This window comes from Candidatus Nitrotoga sp. M5, from assembly GCF_927904885.1.
GTDB lineage: Bacteria > Pseudomonadota > Gammaproteobacteria > Burkholderiales > Gallionellaceae > Nitrotoga.
Genome location: NZ_CAKMNW010000004.1, coordinates 27,383 through 45,541, shown reverse-complemented (window position 1 = coordinate 45,541; position 18,159 = coordinate 27,383). Strand labels below are relative to the sequence as shown.

The window sequence follows — 18,159 nt, the reverse complement described above, 5'->3', positions numbered from 1 at the left end:
TTAAGCCCAGATCGAGCTTAATGTGCAAAGCAAGAGACCCATATTTCAATTTCATGCTGAGCTCAAAACAAGTGATTTTTAGTACTCAATGGCGGGATGAATAAAATGCCCGTTATTCTTTGGACAGATGCAATGATCTTCCTGTTGCTCGCAACGGTTATCTCTGCAGTACTGTGGGTACGAAAGCGTCCTCATCTTGTTTTGCCATGGCAACGATTGGCTAAGAGCAGTATGGGCATGGTTTCGCTACTGATATTGTCGTTATTTGTGTTGGTGGGATTACTCGATACCATGCACTACCGCGAGGCGCTGCCAGAAAAGAGCAATGGTCAGACAGTTTATTCGGCCGAAGTGCTGAGTGTCTTTGATGCGCTTGCTAAAGACATAAAGAATCGTAACGAGAAAACATATTCTGCACCATTGGCGGCGTATTTGTATGCCAAAGAAAGTATTGAAACACCGGATGGCAAGATACGCCGAGATTATCCGCGCTTGCGTTACGGTGGTGCCCATCTGGTTGATCCACAGAGCGAACTTCTGGGTGATGTGCTTAAACGCACAATGATAGGTGCTTTAGAAGGGCTGTCAATTGCTATATTATTGATTGTGGCTGGTAATTGGTTAATTTTTTTCGTAAAACTTAGGACAGCCCGGACATCAGCGGGACAGGAAATCAGGAAAAGTAACAACTTGATTTTTACCTTTGCGAGATTGATAAAAAACAAGCCGTCCAGAGCATTGTTGATAACGGCCTTATTGATGGCCATTCTGTTAGGCATAACTGTCAATCTGGCCGCAGTTTACCACGTGCTGGGTACCGACAAAGTGGGGCAGGACGTGCTGTATCTCGCACTGAAAAGTATTCGCACCGGACTTGTGATAGGCACTGTTACTACGCTGGTGATGTTGCCATTTGCTTTACTGCTGGGTATTGCGGCAGGATACCTGCGCGGCTGGGTGGATGATGTGATCCAGTACCTTTATACCGTACTAAGTTCTATCCCTAGTGTGTTGTTGATTGCAGCTGCAGTGTTAATGATGCAGGTTTATATTGAGATGCATCCCGAGTGGTTTGAAACCGCTGCTGCGCGTGCAGATTTACGCTTATTGTTTTTGTGTCTGATTCTTGGTGTGACCAGTTGGACTGGACTATGTCGCCTACTTCGTGGCGAGACGCTAAAGCTGCGAGAGATGGAATACATCCAGGCAGCACAGGCATTTGGCGTTTCGTCTCCACGCATTCTTACTCGCCACATTGTGCCGAATGTGATGCACATCGTACTGATTGCGGTGGTGATGGATTTCAGTAGTCTGGTGCTGGCCGAAGCGGTGTTATCTTATGTCGGTGTGGGTGTTGACCCTAGTACGATGAGCTTTGGCACGTTAATTAACTCCGCTCGTCTGGAGATGGGCCGCGAGCCAATGGTATGGTGGACGCTGACGGCTGCATTCGGATTCATGCTGGTACTGGTGTTGTCTGCCAATCTTTTTGCTGATGCTGTACGTGATGCGTTTGATCCACGCTTAAATCGGACGGAAGCGGCCGCATGAAATCGAACCCCACTATTAACCAGTTTGGTCCCCTACTCCAGTCTCCTCCAGAAATTGGACGAGGAGAAGTTATACTGAATGTAAATGGGTTGGTGACACGACTGAACAATGATGTGCGTATTGTGGACGACGTTTCGTTTAGCATTAAACAGGGTGAAACCTTCGCGCTGCTTGGTGAATCGGGCTGTGGCAAATCCATGACGGCGTTATCACTAATGCGGTTACTGCCAGATGGAATACGCATCGCAAGCGGCGATATTAAACTTGAAAAAGAAGATATTTTGGCGCTGCCAGAATATGCCATGCGCGAAGTGCGTGGTGGTCAAATGGCAATGATTTTTCAGGAACCTGGGTTGAGTTTGAACCCAGTGATGACGGTGGGCGATCAGATAGCAGAAACATTGAAATTGCATCAGGAATTGCGTGGCGATGAAATTCGATCGCAATGTGTTGAACTACTGGAGCTAGTGGGTATTTCCGACGCGCCTCGCCGTGTGTATGAATATCCATTTCAGCTTTCTGGTGGTATGAAACAACGTGTGATGATAGCAATGGCATTAGCAGGACAACCCAAGTTGTTGATTGCAGATGAACCAACTACCGCTTTGGATGTCACCATACAAGCGCAGGTGCTTAAATTGCTGCGTGATACGCAGCAGAAAACCAGCATGGCGTTGTTGCTGATAACGCATGATTTGGGCGTAGTAGCTCAAATGGCACATCAGGTTGGAGTGATGTATGCGGGACAAATTATTGAACAGGCACCGCGTGAAAAATTGTTTGCGTGTCCCGCTCATCCCTATACACAAAAACTTTTTGCCGCATTACCAGATGCTGGACGTAGTGGACAACCACTAGCAGCTATTCCTGGCAATGTTCCCCAGTTGGGTACGCCATTTACAGCCTGCAGATTTGCTCCTCGTTGTGATAAAGCGTGGGCACTGTGCCACGATAAGGTTCCAGTGTGGACGCAGCTGGAAAACGGGCAGGGCGTTAGATGCCATCTGTACTCATCTCAAATGGGAAATGAAAAATCAAACTTAAAAGTTCCTCTATCCCCCGATTCCTGTGCTGCAGGTAAGGAAAAACCTGAGGAAGAGCGAATAGATACGCCACTTTTACAAGTTGAAAGCCTGCAAGTCCATTTTCCTATTCGCAAAGGTATATTTCAGCGCACGGTAGGTCACGTTAAAGCGGTCGATGGCGTGTCAATGAGTATTTCAGCAGGACGTACGCTGGCGCTGGTGGGTGAATCCGGTTGCGGTAAAACAACGGTGGGCAAGGCGCTGCTGCAACTCATTACACCCACAGCAGGTAGTGTGCGCTTTGCGGGTCATGAGCTCATTGGCATCAGTGCGCGTGAATTGCGCAAGCAGCGCGCTGGGATGCAAATGATATTTCAGGATCCTTATGCATCTTTGAACCCCAAGATGCGCGTAGCGGAAGTGTTACAAGAAGGTATGGATGCGCTGTCTATCGCTAAAAATAGCGATGAGCGGCAACGTCGCATAGATGAATTGCTGGAACAGGTTGGGCTAGAGAAAGCTTCTAAGTGGCGATATCCGCACGAATTTTCTGGCGGACAGCGTCAGCGCATCGCTATCGCCAGGGTGCTGGCAGTTAATCCGAATTTGCTTATTTGCGATGAGCCGACCAGTGCGCTGGATGTTTCGGTGCAGGCACAAATTTTAAATTTGCTGAAGTCATTGCAGCAGCAATTAAAATTAAGCTACCTGTTTGTTTCGCATAATCTGGCTGTGGTGGAATATCTCGCGCACGATGTATACGTGATGTATTTGGGGCGAATTGTTGAGCGTGGTACGGTGGAAGAAGTGTTGCGTACACCTAAGCATCCTTATACCCAGGCACTGCTATCTGCAGTACCGAGAATAGATGGGCAGGGTATGAAAACTATTCGGCTGGCTGGAGAAACGCCTTCGCCCTCACATCCCCCTCAGGGCTGCCACTTTCACGCTCGCTGTGCACATGTCATGGCGGAATGTCGCGAAGTTTATCCAGGTGAATCCATTCTTAGCCCCACGCATCGCGTTCACTGTCATCTCTTGGGGAAGTAAAAGTTACGCAATTTGCGCGCTTGTAAGCATAATGCCCACAAATATCGGGGTCTGGCGTTATGACATGTTTTAAAATGTCCGCATACGTCGGGCAACCCCTTGTGGTTGCCCGACATCAGGGCAGGCACGGGGGCCAGCCCCTACGAATCGCTCTGCATGATAGGCATCAGCGGTTTTCTATTATTGGCAGTTCACAAGACGATATCGGTTAACGACACCTTAAAATTGTTATGCAATGCCTGACAATAATTGTTGACCATTTGCTAAGCGAGGGGAACGGAAAGGTTGCGCAAATCTCAGCGGCAAGCCTGACACCGAACCAAGGTCGATCCGAGAGAACTGTGTCCACTGGGATATTCCTCCACTACGGTCGGAATGACACCTCATTATTTGCCGTATTTTCTTTATAGGTTGCTTTGTACGATAACAATACGCTGACCTGGATAGAGTATATCTATGTTGCTATTCCAGCCTTGCAGCTTTTTCAAACTCACATTGTAGCGGCGAGCAATAGCGCTTAATGTGTCACCTTTACGCACCTTGTAGATAATAGGATCGCCAAACAGTTGGTTGGTGAGGGCAGGGCTTGCATCAGTTGAATTGAATTCATTTTCAGCATTCAGACTATTAACTGGCACTAGTAGCATCTGTCCGGCACCCACATTAAGTTGTGTTGGCAGGCCGTTGATGGATCGAAGTGTTTCTGATGACAGGCCGAATCGTGTCGCGAGTTCGTTTAAGTGATCACCCTCCCTGCTCTCATAAGCCTGCCATGATACGAGTGGTTGGCTGTAGCTTGCCAAATTGGCGCGAAATGTTTCCACCTTATCCACAGGTAGTAATAGTACATTGGAATTTTCTTGCAGAATCACTGGACGGTTGTGGGCAGGGTTCAATGCGCTGAATTCATCCAGCGTAACGTCTGCCAAACTTGCGGCGAGCTCTATATCTATATTTGTTGGCGTATTGACAGCCACGAAATACGGTTGATCTGAAACGGGATGTAGCGCCAGGCCGAAGTTTGTAGGATTGCCGATAATATTCTTTATCGCTAGAAGCTTGGGTACATAATTACGTGTTTCGGATGGCATTTTCAGATTGGCATAATTCATCGGTAAACCCGATTTTTGGTTATGTGCGAGAGCCCGCCGCACTGCGCCTTCTCCCCAGTTGTATGCGGCAAGTGCTAACTCCCAATCGCCAAACATGCCATGCAGTTTTTGCAGATAGTCGAGCGCGCCTAGGGTCGCACTGATAATATTCCGCCGTCCGTCATACCACCAATTCTGCTGCATTCCAAAATGTTTGCCAGTAGACGGGATGAACTGCCAAATGCCAGCAGCGCTAGCGGTAGAGTAGCTTCTTGGATTAAAAGCACTTTCAATCATGGGCAGCAGTGCGATTTCCATTGGCATTCCGCGTCGCTCAACTTCTTCTACGATAAAGTGGAGATAACGTTCTCCACGCTTCGTCATTCGCTGCATATAGTCCGGATGTTTTGCGTACCATTGTTCGTGCTTCGCCACTAGTGGGCTATCTAATTCGCGCAATGCGAAACCATTGCGGATGCGTTGCCATAAGTCGCTTTGCGAAAAATCAAGGTCAACTGTAAGTGTCAGGCCGAGGCCAGTGGAATCTGTGGAGGGTGATGGTGTTACGGAGTTGACTGGTACGGGATCGAGCGCGCTATTCAAATAATATTTATCATCCGCATGTACCACGGGCATTGTCGTAAGCGCAATGCCTGCGGAAAAAACGAGTAAGTAAAGTTTGCTGAACTGCATTAGCGATGTCCTACAGAAATAAAGTTATGTTTATGGTAGCCGAGGATATAAGTGTTTGATTATTGGTTAAATCAGTTTTCTCCAGCAGCATCACGTTTGGAGTTTATATTCGCATGAATCATTTATATTTGAAGTTTGTTCCTTTGCTTTGGTAAACGCTTGCTCGTCTATCATTATATTGCGACTTTTTGGTGTTTCCAAGCTGATACGTCCAAGTGCTCCAGTACGGTAATCCTGCAGCAGTGTGAGGGCAGCTTTTTCAACATCGGGAATACCTCCCTTGAGTTGATAACCGCGACGTTTTGCGACTGCTTCGATAATGCCCACTCCATCCAGACCTTCAACAGAGAATCCGTAGCGGTTTGCAAGGAGGCTGGGGTAGTTTGCTAGTAGAATGTCGCCCAGAAAACTGGCTACTTCTTCATCGATTATGGCATTTCGTCCTACCGCATGGCTTGCGGCCAGCATGAAACCATCGCTGTCATATTCGATCTTTGGCCACATTAGCCCTGGTGTATCGATCAATGTCATCCGTTCATTCAGATCGAATCCCTGTTGGTTTTTGGTCACTGCCGGCTCGTCGCCTACAGCCGCCACCCGGCGCTTCAAAAGCGCATTGATAAGTGTGGATTTCCCTACATTAGGGATTCCCATGATCATCATGCGTAGTGGCTTAAGCCTGTTATCTCGATGCGGGGCGAGCATCTCGCATAAACCAGGGACCTTGGTGACATCTCCCGGTTTTTTGCAAGATATCGCTACGGCCTTAATTCCTTCTTGAGAATTGTAGAAATTCAGCCAAGCTGTAGTGGCAGCGGGGTCCGCCAGATCAGATTTGTTGAGAATTTTCAAGCAGGGGCGCTGTCGATGTAAGCGCAGCTCTTTAATGACAGGGTTGCTACCCGCTTCTGGCACGCGTGCATCCAATACCTCTATTATCATATCGACGCGTTCCATGGTTTCGGCTGCCTTTTTGCGCGCCGAGACCATGTGGCCGGGAAACCACTGAATGGACATTCGTAATCAACTATCTAACTAAAGGTACATTTTACTCTTCGTTGGCTGAGACGTCATGTTTGTTGTTACTCGAAGGGTGAGGCTATACAGCATGGTCTGACACAAGGGGGAACAAAGATTATGATTCGGGGGAGGGAGATTTTGTTACTTGGTTGCTGAAATGGCTCTGATATTAATACAGCTTGACAACTAAGTTTGCTAACAAAAATTGTACTTCATAGCTGAATCTGCCCGAATTTTAATGGGAAATTAACAAATAATTGTCATTTGACCAGTAATTATGGATATACTTGATTTTTAGTGGTGCCCTTGTTTCTTTTATCGATTTTCTGTTCTCACCAATATTCTAGTTTCATTGGTCGTACCCTGAGCTGCGCGCCGAACTCTGTCATTGATTGCAACCCATTCTGGCGTTGCGGGCAGCGCTTCAGCCAAAATGCGATCAAAATTGGCGTGATCAATACGGTGCAGTGACGCATAGAGCTCGCGCCCATAATCATCAGCTTGCAGTGGCATCTGAAATCTTGTAATGGCAGCACTGCTTGCACACTTTTTATGATCACTCAGATTAAGGACTGCTACTTTATAGCCAAGATTAGCCAGTTGATGTGCTCGAATCCATAATTCATCTGCAGGTTGGATTTCAATCGGAGTTGCGGGAGCATAGTGGGAGTTCAACATGCCGGAGGCCCGCACCTTGGTGGAAATTGGTTGAGTCAGCAAGATTTTTTTGTTGAGAGTGTCTTCAATAGCTTCGACAGATAGCCTGCCGGGCCGCAATAACACAGCATCTCCATGCACTAAGCTAACGATAGTAGATTCTACACCGATATGGCATGGACCTCCATCCAGAATCATACCCACCATGACTCCCAATTTGTCGTGCACGTGTTGTGCTGTAGTTGGGCTTACCTGTCCAAAACGATTGGCTGATGGGGCTGCAATTCCGCCGCCAAACGCACGCAGCAGAGAGGTCGCGACTGGGTGGTCTGGCACACGCAGACCTACGGTGTCTTGCCCACCGGTGACTTCATTTGGTACTTGGCTGGAACGTTGAAGGATCAAGGTCAGTGGGCCAGGCCAGAATGCTGCCGCTAGTCGCCATGCATCGTCGGGGATACTCTGCGCCCAAACTGACAGTTGAGAGGCTGCGGCAATATGAACAATTAGAGGATGATAAATTGGTCGTCCTTTGATCTCAAAAATCTTTTGCACTGCAAGCGGGTTGGAGGCATCGGCCCCCAATCCATAGACAGTCTCAGTCGGGAAAGCCACAGTCTCGCCTGCCTGCAGTAAAGCTACGGCAGCTTGTATCTTGTCATCTGAGATAGTATGAGGATTCACTGATAGTGTCTTATTTAGATTCATGCGCTTGGTCAACTTGTCGCACTCCAGTTGACGATCCTTCACCTGAATAAGGATAACGTACGTGGCCGAAGCGGATCAAGAACACTGCTAGCGTTAGTAACAGGATAGAGCCAGTCACCGCGAGCATACGCCAGTCATCCATGGCTTTCATGTCCAATATTAGGTAGCGCGCAAGCGCCACCATTCCAATATACAGCGGGAAGCGCACTGGCAGCTTGCCTGAGTCGTAATACAGTCCGACCATGGCGAGGACTTCCAGATAGAGGAAGAGTAGCAGCAGGTCGGTTAGTAACACTTGTCCCGCTCGCACCATAATCATGGTTTCGTTCGCCATGGCGACCACAGTGGCAATGGCGATGACTAGGAGGCCGATATGCTCGACCAAAGCAAGAAGTCGCTGGTTGAATCTTTTAATGTTCGTTTGCAATCTGTTAGCACCTCAATAGTATTAAAGCGTGTCGTTGAATCTCGTGGGGTTTAGTTTTTAATGAATATTGACATTACAAAGCTATTGTAATGGTCAGACCTTCACGATGGATACATGTGCTGCACTCACGAAATACGCTAACGGAGGGTGACAGCTGTTGGCTAGAAAAAATGTATTGGCTAAAGTGCGCCTGATACATTCGCAGTGCATTGTAATGAAGCTATTCCTTTTGCGGATAAAGCAAATATAGCTGATAAAGTCAGCATTCCATCCTCGGCATGCTCGATCAGATAATTAAATCGCAACTAACATAGTTAAGGAAAAAAGTATAATTATATTGATAAGCATATGTGTTTCCCGCTATGGGGATGTCACCGAATTGTTATGTAGCTCACACTAGCAATCTTGCTGAAATTAAAAGAAGTCGGCTGCGAATTTATCTGAGCAGTGTATGTATCGCTGCTTATTGGGCAATAGAGCAACTAATGCCCAATTATCGTCAAGTGGGCAGGCAGGCATTTCTTAGCAAATTGAAAGCTCGCAAAATCCACCCACCTACAGTTAAATTTTCGATTCTTTAAGTTCTACAGACTGCTAGTGGTAACTTCACTAAACTCCAAATCGAGCTAATGCTAATTGCTGAAGGATGCGTCACGCATCCATTAGTAGTCGTACGGCTTCGTTATATTTTTCCGTTGTCTTTTCTAGTATGTCGGCAGGGATTTTCGGTGCTGGATGTTGCTTGTTCCAGCCAGAAGCCTCTAGCCAGTCACGCACGAACTGTTTATCAAAGCTTGGCGGGTTACTACCCACAAGGTATTGATCAGCTGGCCAGAACCGAGAGGAATCGGGCGTCAGCGCTTCATCAATTAAATACATTTTGCCTGAGGAATCCGTACCAAATTCAAATTTGGTATCAGCAATAATAATACCCTTAGTGGCTGCATAATCCGCGGCCTGGGTGTATAGCGACATAGCGGCATGGCGCACTGCATTCGCACGGGGAATACCTAACAATTTTGAGGCTTGCTCGAAGGAAATGTTCTCATCGTGTTCACCTACTGCTGCTTTGGTTGAAGGTGTAAATAATGGTTGTGGCAGTTTTTGCGCTTCCTGTAAATCGGCAGGTAATTTAATGCCGCAAACCATGCCAGTTTCTTGATATTCTTTCCACGCGGAGCCAGCCAAGTATCCGCGAACAATGGCCTCAATAGGTACGGGTTTCAAGCGTTTCACTACGAAAGCTCGGTTAGCCAGTTGCGAGCGTTCTTCATCAGTCTTGACTAATGATTCTGGCTTGATACCGGTAAGGTGATTAGGAAGAACGTTGATAAGCTTGCTGAACCAGAAGTTGGATAGGGTAGTGAGTACTTGCCCCTTGCCTGGAACCGGAGACGGTAAAATGACATCAAAGGCAGACAAACGATCAGTTTGCACAATGAGCAGGCGATCTTCATCCACTTCATAAATGTCACGTACTTTGCCGCGGTGCAATAAAGGCAAGCTGGTTAAGTTGGATTCAAGTAATACAGACATAGGGTTCCCTTTTTAGTTAAGTGATGGCAGCTTGATCGCAGCAATTGCTTCGGCCTGCTGTTTGCGGAATGCGATGAGCTGCTTGGCTAATTGTGTATCGTTCAGTGCCAGCATGGCTATTGCGAACAGGCCAGCATTCGCCGCACCAGCTTCGCCGATTGCAAATGTGGCCACTGGAATACCCTTGGGCATTTGAACGGTGGAAAGTAAAGAATCGATACCCTTAAGGTATTTTGATGGAATGGGTACGCCCAACACTGGCAGCGTAGTTTGACCGGCGATAACGCCAGCCAGATGTGCAGCACCACCTGCGCCCGCGATGAAACACTGTACACCTTGTTCGCTCATTTCCTGAACGTAGTCTAACAAAAGTTCAGGTGATCGGTGCGCGGAGATTACGCGTGCATCATAGGCTACGCCGAAGTCATGCAAAGGGCGTGCGGCCGGCTCCATAATTTCCCAATCATTTGCACTACCCATCAAGATAGAAACTAGTGGTTTGCTCATACTACCTCCTTAATATTTGATAATTTTTTACGTGTATATAGCTGTTGTTGATTTCTTACTAAAAATTGTTATTAGAAATTGAGACATTGAGGAGCCTGGCAATTTAAGAAATCGCATTAATTTATAATAGCCATTATGATACTCAGATACTAAGTCGCAAATATAGCTGTTTGCTAGTTACGCACTGACAAGCTCATCACTTTTATTTTTTCGCAAATTTGAAACTGTCGAACTGTGGGAGGATAAAAGCTTCGCGATCCCGTAATTTTTCCTAACTTATCTTTAGGTCAGGTCAAACTGACCATCCAGAAATTATGCGGCTAGCATAAATCTCTTCGGCTTCAATGATCGTAAATCAATCTTGTTGAGCTTGTTCTTGGCGCCGGCGAGCATAGGTTGGTTGCCTTGGCGTATACGCGCTCGATCCAGTGAGTAGTGGCGTCGCGAATCTCGGCGTCCATGTCAATCGGCGTGTCGTATGGAAGGGTGAAATTTTAGATGTTCGTTTATATTTTTCCTATAAATCAATTTTGTTTAAAGTATCCGTGCTGTCAATCTATGTATTAATAGTGAGTAGCACCTACATTTAAGATTAAGCAATCGAATACTGAAATTAATTCAACAATTGAAAATGAAAAAAATATGAATTATTTCAATAAAACCGATCAACGCAATGCAGCGCCTAAAAACTATAGAGGAACTAAAAAGATTGATTATTGCTTCGTTTCGGCGTGCTCAATACTGTAATAACAAATTGAAATTATACCGCAGTTAAAATTTAGTAAATGATCAAAGTTCAGCCCTGTTGCTTGCTAAGCAAGTATTTCGTTTTAGTAGGACTTTAATATAAAGTATTCTTGAAATATGGGTGAACTTTAAACTTTAACTGCGTGATTATGTCCTTAATTATTTTTTAAATCCAATAAGATAGATGCCAATAACTTCTCCGTTTTTGTCTGTAAATGGATCATAACAAGTATAGAATGAATTACCTAAAATATCGATATCTCCACAATACACTTTACCCTTAATCACTGCGTCATACGCTTTGTTATGGGCAAGTTTAGTTCCTACCCCGCGAACACCTCTAGGTGTTAATACGTTTGTACTAACCCGTATAAATTCGTCGCCATCTTTAACAAAGACAGTTGAATAAGCACCAGATGTTTCTTTAATTTCATCAACTACAGTATACGTATTGTTTATTTTGTGTTTGCCGAAATAAACGACTGGAGCAATTATATCTCCAGATTTTTCCACTCCTTCTAATCTAGGTTCACCCATTTTTATAAATTTAACTTTAAGTTCATTAACTGTATTCCTGGCGTCATCTGCGCCCGCAGTGGACATGAACAGCAATGATGTTAGAAACAAAATTGTTATTTTCATAAAAAATTTCCTTTTTTAAAAAGTAAGATTTCGAAGTTGAAAATGATCTTAAAAAATAATTTAATTTATTGACTGCGAAAATAAATATGTCTCGCAAAGAATATTTATGATGCTTGCCTTTTAAACAACCAAAATAACGCTGGAGACCGCCATGAATCATGGCATAAAAACGGAATAACTACCATAAGCGATAGATGATCCTGAGAAAATCAAAAACATAACTCACAATCGAGCCTGAGTTACATTTAGTAATGTCGACAGTAATGTTTAAAGCGCTTGAATCCCACTTTAAGTAAGCACTAAGGCACTATTTGACACTATATTCGCATAACATCTGGAAGCGTAACTCGTTTTTACAGTGCAATTGAGTGGCGTTGTTCAGTTTTTGGTAGTGATTGGATGTTATATGTTATGGTAAACATTGCCCACTTAAGTTGTCTCTTCGACAGATTCCGCATTTTCTTTAGTTTGTCTATCGTGGTTGAACTAATTCGAATCGTAGTGTGATATCGCATTAGTAGATGATTGATATATTTTCTATCCAAGTAACCTCGAGGATTTGACGTTTCCAACGTTATCATCTTTCGTGCTGCTCCAAAGATTATCAAGGGTGTCTCTAAAAATTCAATTTTGCGAGCCGCCGCTTCGCACCTTGTCTGCATACCTCATTGCCAGGCAAGTCTAGGCGTGAGTAAAAAATTGAATTCAGCATATGTTTGATATGTAAGTGATAATATTTTTCGAGTAACGCTGTATTTTGACGAACATTAGATTTTTAGAAGTGCTTTTAAGTAGATCCCAGCCTTCTTCACTCTGAGAATAACTTTTCTATTAATCTTAAGTATTTAATTTGTGTAATATATATTTGTTATTTAAACAAATGTAAGCAGGAGTGTACCTGTAGATTTGAGATCAGTCTTAATAATGTCTATAAGCATGACGTGTGATTCACGTTACCTTTGAGTTGTATGTCCTGGAAAACTATTACGGAGGATTTTAAATAACATGAACCAAGATTCTAATATTATTACTGAGAACAAGCGCAATATATGGGTTCGTGGTTTGTATATGTTGTTAATGGCGCTTGCTTACCAAATATCTGGAACATTGATGTTTATCGCTGCTATCTTTCAATTTTTGATGACTTTAATAACGGGTAAACATAATACTCAACTACTTTCGTTTGGCAGCAGCTTAGGTCGCTACTTCCAACAAATTGTAAATTTTCTTACTTTTTCTTCTGAAGAGGTGCCTTTTCCTTTTAATGATTGGCCATCAAGCGACTGAAATATTGAAGATTGCATACAATTGCAAACAGAATCAACCAGAAAATTGAGTATCGCTTAATCCTTTGGCGTAGTCACGCCTCGTGCAACACTCCATCCATCAGGCGAAGTTGACGCTGCATTTTCCCCGCTAGCTCTAAGTCATGGGTGACTACGATGAAGCTGGTGTTAAGCTTGGAATTAAGTTCTTGCATTAATTCAAACAATGCGTGTGCACTGGAGCGGTCCAGATTACCGGTAGGTTCGTCTGCTAAGACGCAGGCTGGTTCTGTGACTAATGCGCGTGCTACGGCAACACGCTGACGTTCACCACCAGATAGTTCGGCGGGTAGGTGTTCCGTACGGTGTGCGAGTCCTACCAACCCGAGTATACGAGCAGCAATCGGGTCTGATTCACTCCGCTTCATGCCACGGATCAGTAATGGCATAGCAACATTTTCCAGTGCTGTAAATTCTGCCAACAGATGGTGGAACTGGTACACAAAACCCAGCGCCCGGTTGCGCAGAGTGCCGCGCTCTGCTTCATTCATGGCTTGCACATCGTGACCGAGGATGGCGACGCTACCGCTACTGGCCTTATCCAATCCACCAAGCAGATGGAGCAGGGTGCTTTTGCCTGAGCCAGAGCTACCTACGATGGCGATACGTTCGCCACGTTTGACGTCAATGCTAACCCCGTTTAACACAGGTACATTGAGTTTGCCTTGCGCAAATACTTTACATAAGTTGCGGCAGGAAATTACCATCTCACTCATAGCGTAGCGCCTCTGCTGGCTGTGTCCTTGATGCGCGCCAACTTGGATATAGCGTAGCTAATAAGCTGATTATGAATGAGAAGCAGGCCACGATCAGCACATCGTCTCGCTGTAAGTCGGAGGGTAATTCGCTGATGAAATAGACTTCTTTGGAGAGGAAGTGCATACCCAACATTCGCTCTATAAACGGCACTACGGTGTCGATGTTGAGGCTTAAAAGTATACCTCCTCCCACGCCGATTACAGAGCCGATCAGGCCTATAAGGGCGCCTTGAACAATAAAGATTTTCATGATACTGCCAGGCGAGGCACCAAGCGTGCGCAGGATCGCGATGTCGGCTTGCTTGTCGGTAACCGCCATTACCAGCGTGGAGACAATGTTGAATGCGGCTACCGCCACAATGAGTGAAAGAATGATGAACATCATTTTCTTTTCGATCTGAACTGCACGGAAATAGTTAGCGTGCTGGCGCGTCCAGTCACTAACGTATATATTGCGCGGCAATGCAAGTTGCATTTCGATGGCCACTTGCGGAGCTAGATCAAGGTCATGCAGACGTGCGCTGATGCCGCTTATCGCGTTACCCATTTGATAGAGTTTCTGTGCATCATTAAGGTGAATCAGTGCCAGAGTATTGTCATAGGGAGCCATGCCGATCTCAAAAATGCCGACGACGCGGAATTGCTTGAGTCGCGGCAACATTCCAGCAGGCGTGATCCGCCCCTGAGGAGAGATGAGTAATACCTTGTCGTACAAATTTGCCCCCAGTGTGCGCGCTAAGTCAGAACCCAGCACGATACCGAAACTGCCTTCCTGCAAGGCTTCCAGCGAACCAAATTTCATCTTGCCAGACAGGTCTGTTACTTTGTTTTCATCCTGCGGCAAAATGCCACGTACCATTACGCCCTGCACATTTTGATTAAACGACACCATGCCTTGTCCGTTTACGAAAGGCGCAGCAGCCGCCACTTGTGGATATTGTGACGTGAGCTGTAGGGTAGGTTGCCAATCCAGCATGTGGTTACCCTCTTCGCTGATTTGCAGGTGAGGCGCGATACCTAGAATACGCGTACGGATTTCTTTCTGGAAGCCGTTCATCACCGACAGCACTACAATCAGCGCGGCCACGCCCAAAGCCATACCCAACATGGAGATAAGCGAAATAAAAGAAATGAAATGATTGCGTCGCTTCGCACGGGTGTAACGCAGACCGATATAGAGTTCGTAAGGACGCAAAGTGAATGACTTAAAAAAATTAGGTCGCTAGTTTGCCACAAGAGCGTTCATTGTGGGTCGGCAAACTGTTGCGGATAAAAATTACTTTGTTCCAGTCATTCTAGCAGCCTGTCGAACTTGAGGAGTCTAAACGAAAATTCGGCTGCAGTGATTCCAGTAGGTGAATTGCATCTCGATAATTCGAAAAACTTAAGCATTTCTTGTTTTATTGTTTGATAAGCAACAAGGCGAAGATCAATGGGCTGCGGCGTTGTACAAATGTAAGATATAAAATATCGCTGCCATCAGTCAGAGTCTGTTGATTTATAGCTGTTCAGAAAATTGTTCTATTACAGATATTTAAGCACAACCTGCTAGTATCGTGGTTTTGATAAGCGTAGCATAAGATACTCAAGGAGTATGAGTTTCCATTTGTTCAGCTGGGATGGCTGTAGTTTGTGCTGCAGTTTGCATAGGCTGTTCTTTGCGTGATCCAAACGTATAAGAATAGATCTTAGTAAATTCAGCGCCCATCAAAAATATCTGAGCTGAGTAATATATCCATGTCAATAAAACAACGAGCGATCCTGCTGCTCCGAATCCTGAAGCAACGCCACTTCTTCCAATGTACATGCCGATCAGAAATTTACCGATTGTAAATAGAATCGCGGTGACCACCGCACCCACCCATACATCGCGCCAATATATTTTCATGCGTGGCATTAATTTGTAGATCATTGCGAATGCAATTGTAATTAGCATAAAACTCAATGCTATATCTACGAAATTTGCGAGAAACCTGAATTCGCCAAATAAAGGTGCCCACCATCTCCCCAGTATTGCCAATGCAGCACTTAAGATGAGTGAAACAGTTAGCAAAAAACCTATCCCCAAAATCATTCCAAAAGCAAGCAGTCGCGTGCGAATTAATCCAAATATTCCTGCATCCTTGGTTCTTGTGGGGGCACGCCATATTCTATCCAGGCTGTTCTGTAACTCGGCAAATACTGTCGTTGCTCCAACCATGAGCAATGCCACACCGATGATGGCGGCAGTTACACTCTCAGTTGGCTTACTAACGCTTTCAAGCATACCTTGCACTACCAATGCTCCAGTCTTCCCCATAAAATTATGTAACTGAGCAATAATTTCTTCCCTTGCTACTTCAACGCCAAAAATTATCCCCGCTACAGATATAACAATCAGTAGAAGTGGTGCTATCGAAAAGACTGTGTAATAGGCAAGTGCTGCTCCCATGCTGGGTGCATTATCGTCAATCCACGCTGAAAAAGTGGCTTTGATGAAATTCAATATAATTTTTATATTCATGGTATTGCTTTGAATAAATAATAATTATTGCATATGGTTAAATAATTATTTTGATTATTACGTATCCCGAATTTTCTTGGCATTTAAGTTTTATTATTTTAATTATGATTTAAGTTATTTAATCTGTAGGTTTGATTTCCCTCGGTTCTGGATAAGGCTGGCTGAAAATCAGCGAATTGTAAGAGAACAGTTTACATTCCTCTGCTTGAGGCAAAGTGGCTTATTTCTCAACGACGTCTCTAAAAGTTCAAGTTTCTACGCAATACAGAATTGGATTTTCGAGATCTCTTTGATTTCATTTCCTCTGTGACCTGTTCTGTAAGTTATTGTGTCGACCATGCTTCGACGTTGGCGTAGCTTTTCAAAAACAATAACCCGCATCGATTTAATGTCATTTCATATCTTTAAAATATTATGACTAGACTTGCTGGGTGTGGTGTGAAATCAAGTGCCTATAGCAAATTTTATTTAGTCTGTCAACTTTGTCAGGGTGCTGTGCGTTTATCCTCGAAGGGTGACTCCGTCGCCCATTCTGCAGAAAGACAATAATGAAAAAATTGCTACTAGCTTTTATTACATTCGTTTTTTCATCCAGCCTTGCGATGGCTGCTGTGAATTTAAACACGGCCACAAAGGATGATTTAGCTGGGGTTAAGGGGATAGGCCCAGTGAAGGCTCAATCGATAATCGATTACCGTAAGAAGAATGGTTCATTTAAGAGTGTGGATGAATTGGACAATGTAAAAGGTTTTGGTAGCAAGTCAGTCAAAAAAATTCGGTCCGAGTTGATCGTGTTCGGTGTTACTACCGAAATTTACCCCTCGCTTAGCTCAACTATCTCTACGATTGTTTAAGTGAGAAAATGCTAGGCACCTGAGGCTAGCTAAAGTTTTACTCTGTTTTCGATGTAGTACAAATAATAACCCCGTCTAGCGCGAGCTTGACGGGGTTATTATTTGTACTTGTATGTAATGGTAAAATAACCCACTTTGTTTCAGGAAAAAATTGATGCACCACACTATTGAACATTTTGTTGGTAACACGCCACTAGTCAAGTTAAAACGTATTCCCGGTGCGACGAGTAATGTGCTGTTGGCTAAATTGGAAGGAAACAATCCTGCTGGCTCGGTGAAAGATCGTCCGGCGTTCACAATGGTCACGCAGGCCGAAAAACGAGGTGACATTAAACCGGGTGACACCTTAATAGAAGCTACCAGTGGTAACACTGGCATTGCGCTTGCGATGGTAGCGGCTATGCGGGGTTATAAGATGATACTGGTGATGCCTGAAAACCAGAGTATCGAACGTCGTCAAAGTATGCGTGCATATGGCGCGGAATTAGTGTTGACAGCCAAGAAGGGTAGCATGGAGTTGGCGCGTGATATGGCGGAGAAACTGCGCGACGAAGGGCGTGGGATCATCCTCGATCAATTTGCTAACGCAGACAATCCTCTGGCACATTATCAAGGCACCGCACCGGAAATTTGGCGCGATACGCAGGGCGGCATCACCCATTTTATTAGCAGTATGGGCACCACCGGTACAATCATGGGATGTTCGCGCTACTTAAAGGAAAAAAATCCCGATATTCAAATTATTGGCGCACAACCAGAAGAGGGTGCGCAGATTCCCGGCATTCGAACATGGCCTGAAGCTTATCTTCCCAAATTTTATGATCGCAAACGTGTAGATAAGCTGGAAATGGTTGGTCAGCAAGAGGCGGAAGATATGACCCGTCGTTTGGCGAGCGAAGAAGGCATCTTCTGTGGTATCTCGTCCGGTGGTGCTTTGGCAATAGCGCTACGAGTAGCGCAGACGGTACAGAACGCAACGATCGTGTTCATCGTGTGTGATCGTGGAGATCGCTACTTGAGTACAGGTATATTTCCGGCGTAACGTGCTCGCTTCTGACAAAAAAT

General features: G+C 45.0%; 15 protein-coding genes. 5 read left to right on the top strand and 10 right to left on the bottom strand.

Annotated features, from left to right (window positions below; genetic code table 11):
* Positions 1 to 96: 96 nt before the first annotated feature.
* Complete coding sequence (locus tag MJ770_RS01295) at positions 97 to 1,551, top strand: ABC transporter permease (RefSeq protein WP_239249645.1); 1,455 nt, start codon at positions 97 to 99, stop codon at positions 1,549 to 1,551.
* Positions 1,548 to 3,626 carry an ABC transporter ATP-binding protein gene (locus MJ770_RS01290; protein WP_239249643.1) on the top strand — a complete coding sequence of 693 codons (2,079 nt, stop codon included), beginning with the start codon at positions 1,548 to 1,550 and terminating at the stop codon, positions 3,624 to 3,626. Before MJ770_RS01295 ends, MJ770_RS01290 begins: the two co-directional genes overlap by 4 nt.
* Before the next feature lie 404 nt (positions 3,627 to 4,030).
* Here MJ770_RS01290 and MJ770_RS01285 read toward each other — a convergent pair whose 3' ends face one another.
* The 7 genes from MJ770_RS01285 to MJ770_RS01255 form a co-directional block, all read right to left on the bottom strand.
* On the bottom strand, positions 4,031 to 5,410 hold the full coding sequence (locus tag MJ770_RS01285) for a transglycosylase SLT domain-containing protein (protein ID WP_239249641.1): 1,380 nt from the start codon (positions 5,408 to 5,410) through the stop codon (positions 4,031 to 4,033).
* 90 nt (positions 5,411 to 5,500) lie between these two features.
* On the bottom strand, positions 5,501 to 6,427 hold the full coding sequence (gene ylqF, locus MJ770_RS01280) for a ribosome biogenesis GTPase YlqF (protein WP_239249639.1): 927 nt from the start codon (positions 6,425 to 6,427) through the stop codon (positions 5,501 to 5,503).
* Positions 6,428 to 6,745: 318 nt separating this feature from the next.
* The gene (locus tag MJ770_RS01275; RefSeq protein WP_239249638.1) at positions 6,746 to 7,771 is read right to left on the bottom strand and encodes an L-threonylcarbamoyladenylate synthase; all 1,026 of its coding nucleotides are present in this window, start codon (positions 7,769 to 7,771) and stop codon (positions 6,746 to 6,748) included.
* Between the two features lie 10 nt (positions 7,772 to 7,781).
* Positions 7,782 to 8,222: a phosphate-starvation-inducible protein PsiE gene (locus MJ770_RS01270; RefSeq protein ID WP_239249636.1), complete on the bottom strand. Its 441-nt coding sequence runs from the start codon at positions 8,220 to 8,222 to the stop codon at positions 7,782 to 7,784.
* Positions 8,223 to 8,873: 651 nt separating this feature from the next.
* Positions 8,874 to 9,758, bottom strand: a complete 885-nt coding sequence (locus tag MJ770_RS01265; protein WP_239249634.1) for a phosphoribosylaminoimidazolesuccinocarboxamide synthase — start codon at positions 9,756 to 9,758, stop codon at positions 8,874 to 8,876.
* 12 nt (positions 9,759 to 9,770) lie between these two features.
* Positions 9,771 to 10,265, bottom strand: a complete 495-nt coding sequence (gene purE, locus MJ770_RS01260) for a 5-(carboxyamino)imidazole ribonucleotide mutase (protein ID WP_239249632.1) — start codon at positions 10,263 to 10,265, stop codon at positions 9,771 to 9,773.
* 906 nt (positions 10,266 to 11,171) lie between these two features.
* Positions 11,172 to 11,654 (bottom strand): Cache 3/Cache 2 fusion domain-containing protein, encoded by a 483-nt coding sequence (locus MJ770_RS01255; RefSeq protein WP_239249630.1) that lies wholly within the window; start codon positions 11,652 to 11,654, stop codon positions 11,172 to 11,174.
* 1,005 nt (positions 11,655 to 12,659) lie between these two features.
* Between MJ770_RS01255 and MJ770_RS01250 the strand changes: the two genes are divergently transcribed.
* Positions 12,660 to 12,941, top strand: a complete 282-nt coding sequence (locus MJ770_RS01250) for a DUF4389 domain-containing protein (protein ID WP_239249628.1) — start codon at positions 12,660 to 12,662, stop codon at positions 12,939 to 12,941.
* Between the two features lie 73 nt (positions 12,942 to 13,014).
* Here the strand turns inward: MJ770_RS01250 and lolD are convergent, their stop codons facing one another.
* From lolD to MJ770_RS01235, 3 genes are all read right to left on the bottom strand, one after another.
* Positions 13,015 to 13,695 carry a lipoprotein-releasing ABC transporter ATP-binding protein LolD gene (lolD, locus tag MJ770_RS01245; RefSeq protein ID WP_239249626.1) on the bottom strand — a complete coding sequence of 227 codons (681 nt, stop codon included), beginning with the start codon at positions 13,693 to 13,695 and terminating at the stop codon, positions 13,015 to 13,017.
* On the bottom strand, positions 13,688 to 14,932 hold the full coding sequence (locus tag MJ770_RS01240) for a lipoprotein-releasing ABC transporter permease subunit (RefSeq protein ID WP_239249624.1): 1,245 nt from the start codon (positions 14,930 to 14,932) through the stop codon (positions 13,688 to 13,690). Before MJ770_RS01240 ends, lolD begins: the two co-directional genes overlap by 8 nt.
* 390 nt (positions 14,933 to 15,322) lie before the next feature.
* Entirely contained in the window at positions 15,323 to 16,240 is a 918-nt protein-coding gene (locus MJ770_RS01235) for a YihY/virulence factor BrkB family protein (RefSeq protein WP_239249622.1), read from the bottom strand.
* A gap of 548 nt (positions 16,241 to 16,788) precedes the next feature.
* Between MJ770_RS01235 and MJ770_RS01230 the strand changes: the two genes are divergently transcribed.
* On the top strand, positions 16,789 to 17,094 hold the full coding sequence (locus MJ770_RS01230) for a ComEA family DNA-binding protein (RefSeq protein WP_239249620.1): 306 nt from the start codon (positions 16,789 to 16,791) through the stop codon (positions 17,092 to 17,094).
* A gap of 154 nt (positions 17,095 to 17,248) precedes the next feature.
* Positions 17,249 to 18,136, top strand: a complete 888-nt coding sequence (cysM, locus tag MJ770_RS01225) for a cysteine synthase CysM (RefSeq protein WP_239249618.1) — start codon at positions 17,249 to 17,251, stop codon at positions 18,134 to 18,136.
* Positions 18,137 to 18,159 lie beyond the last annotated feature (23 nt).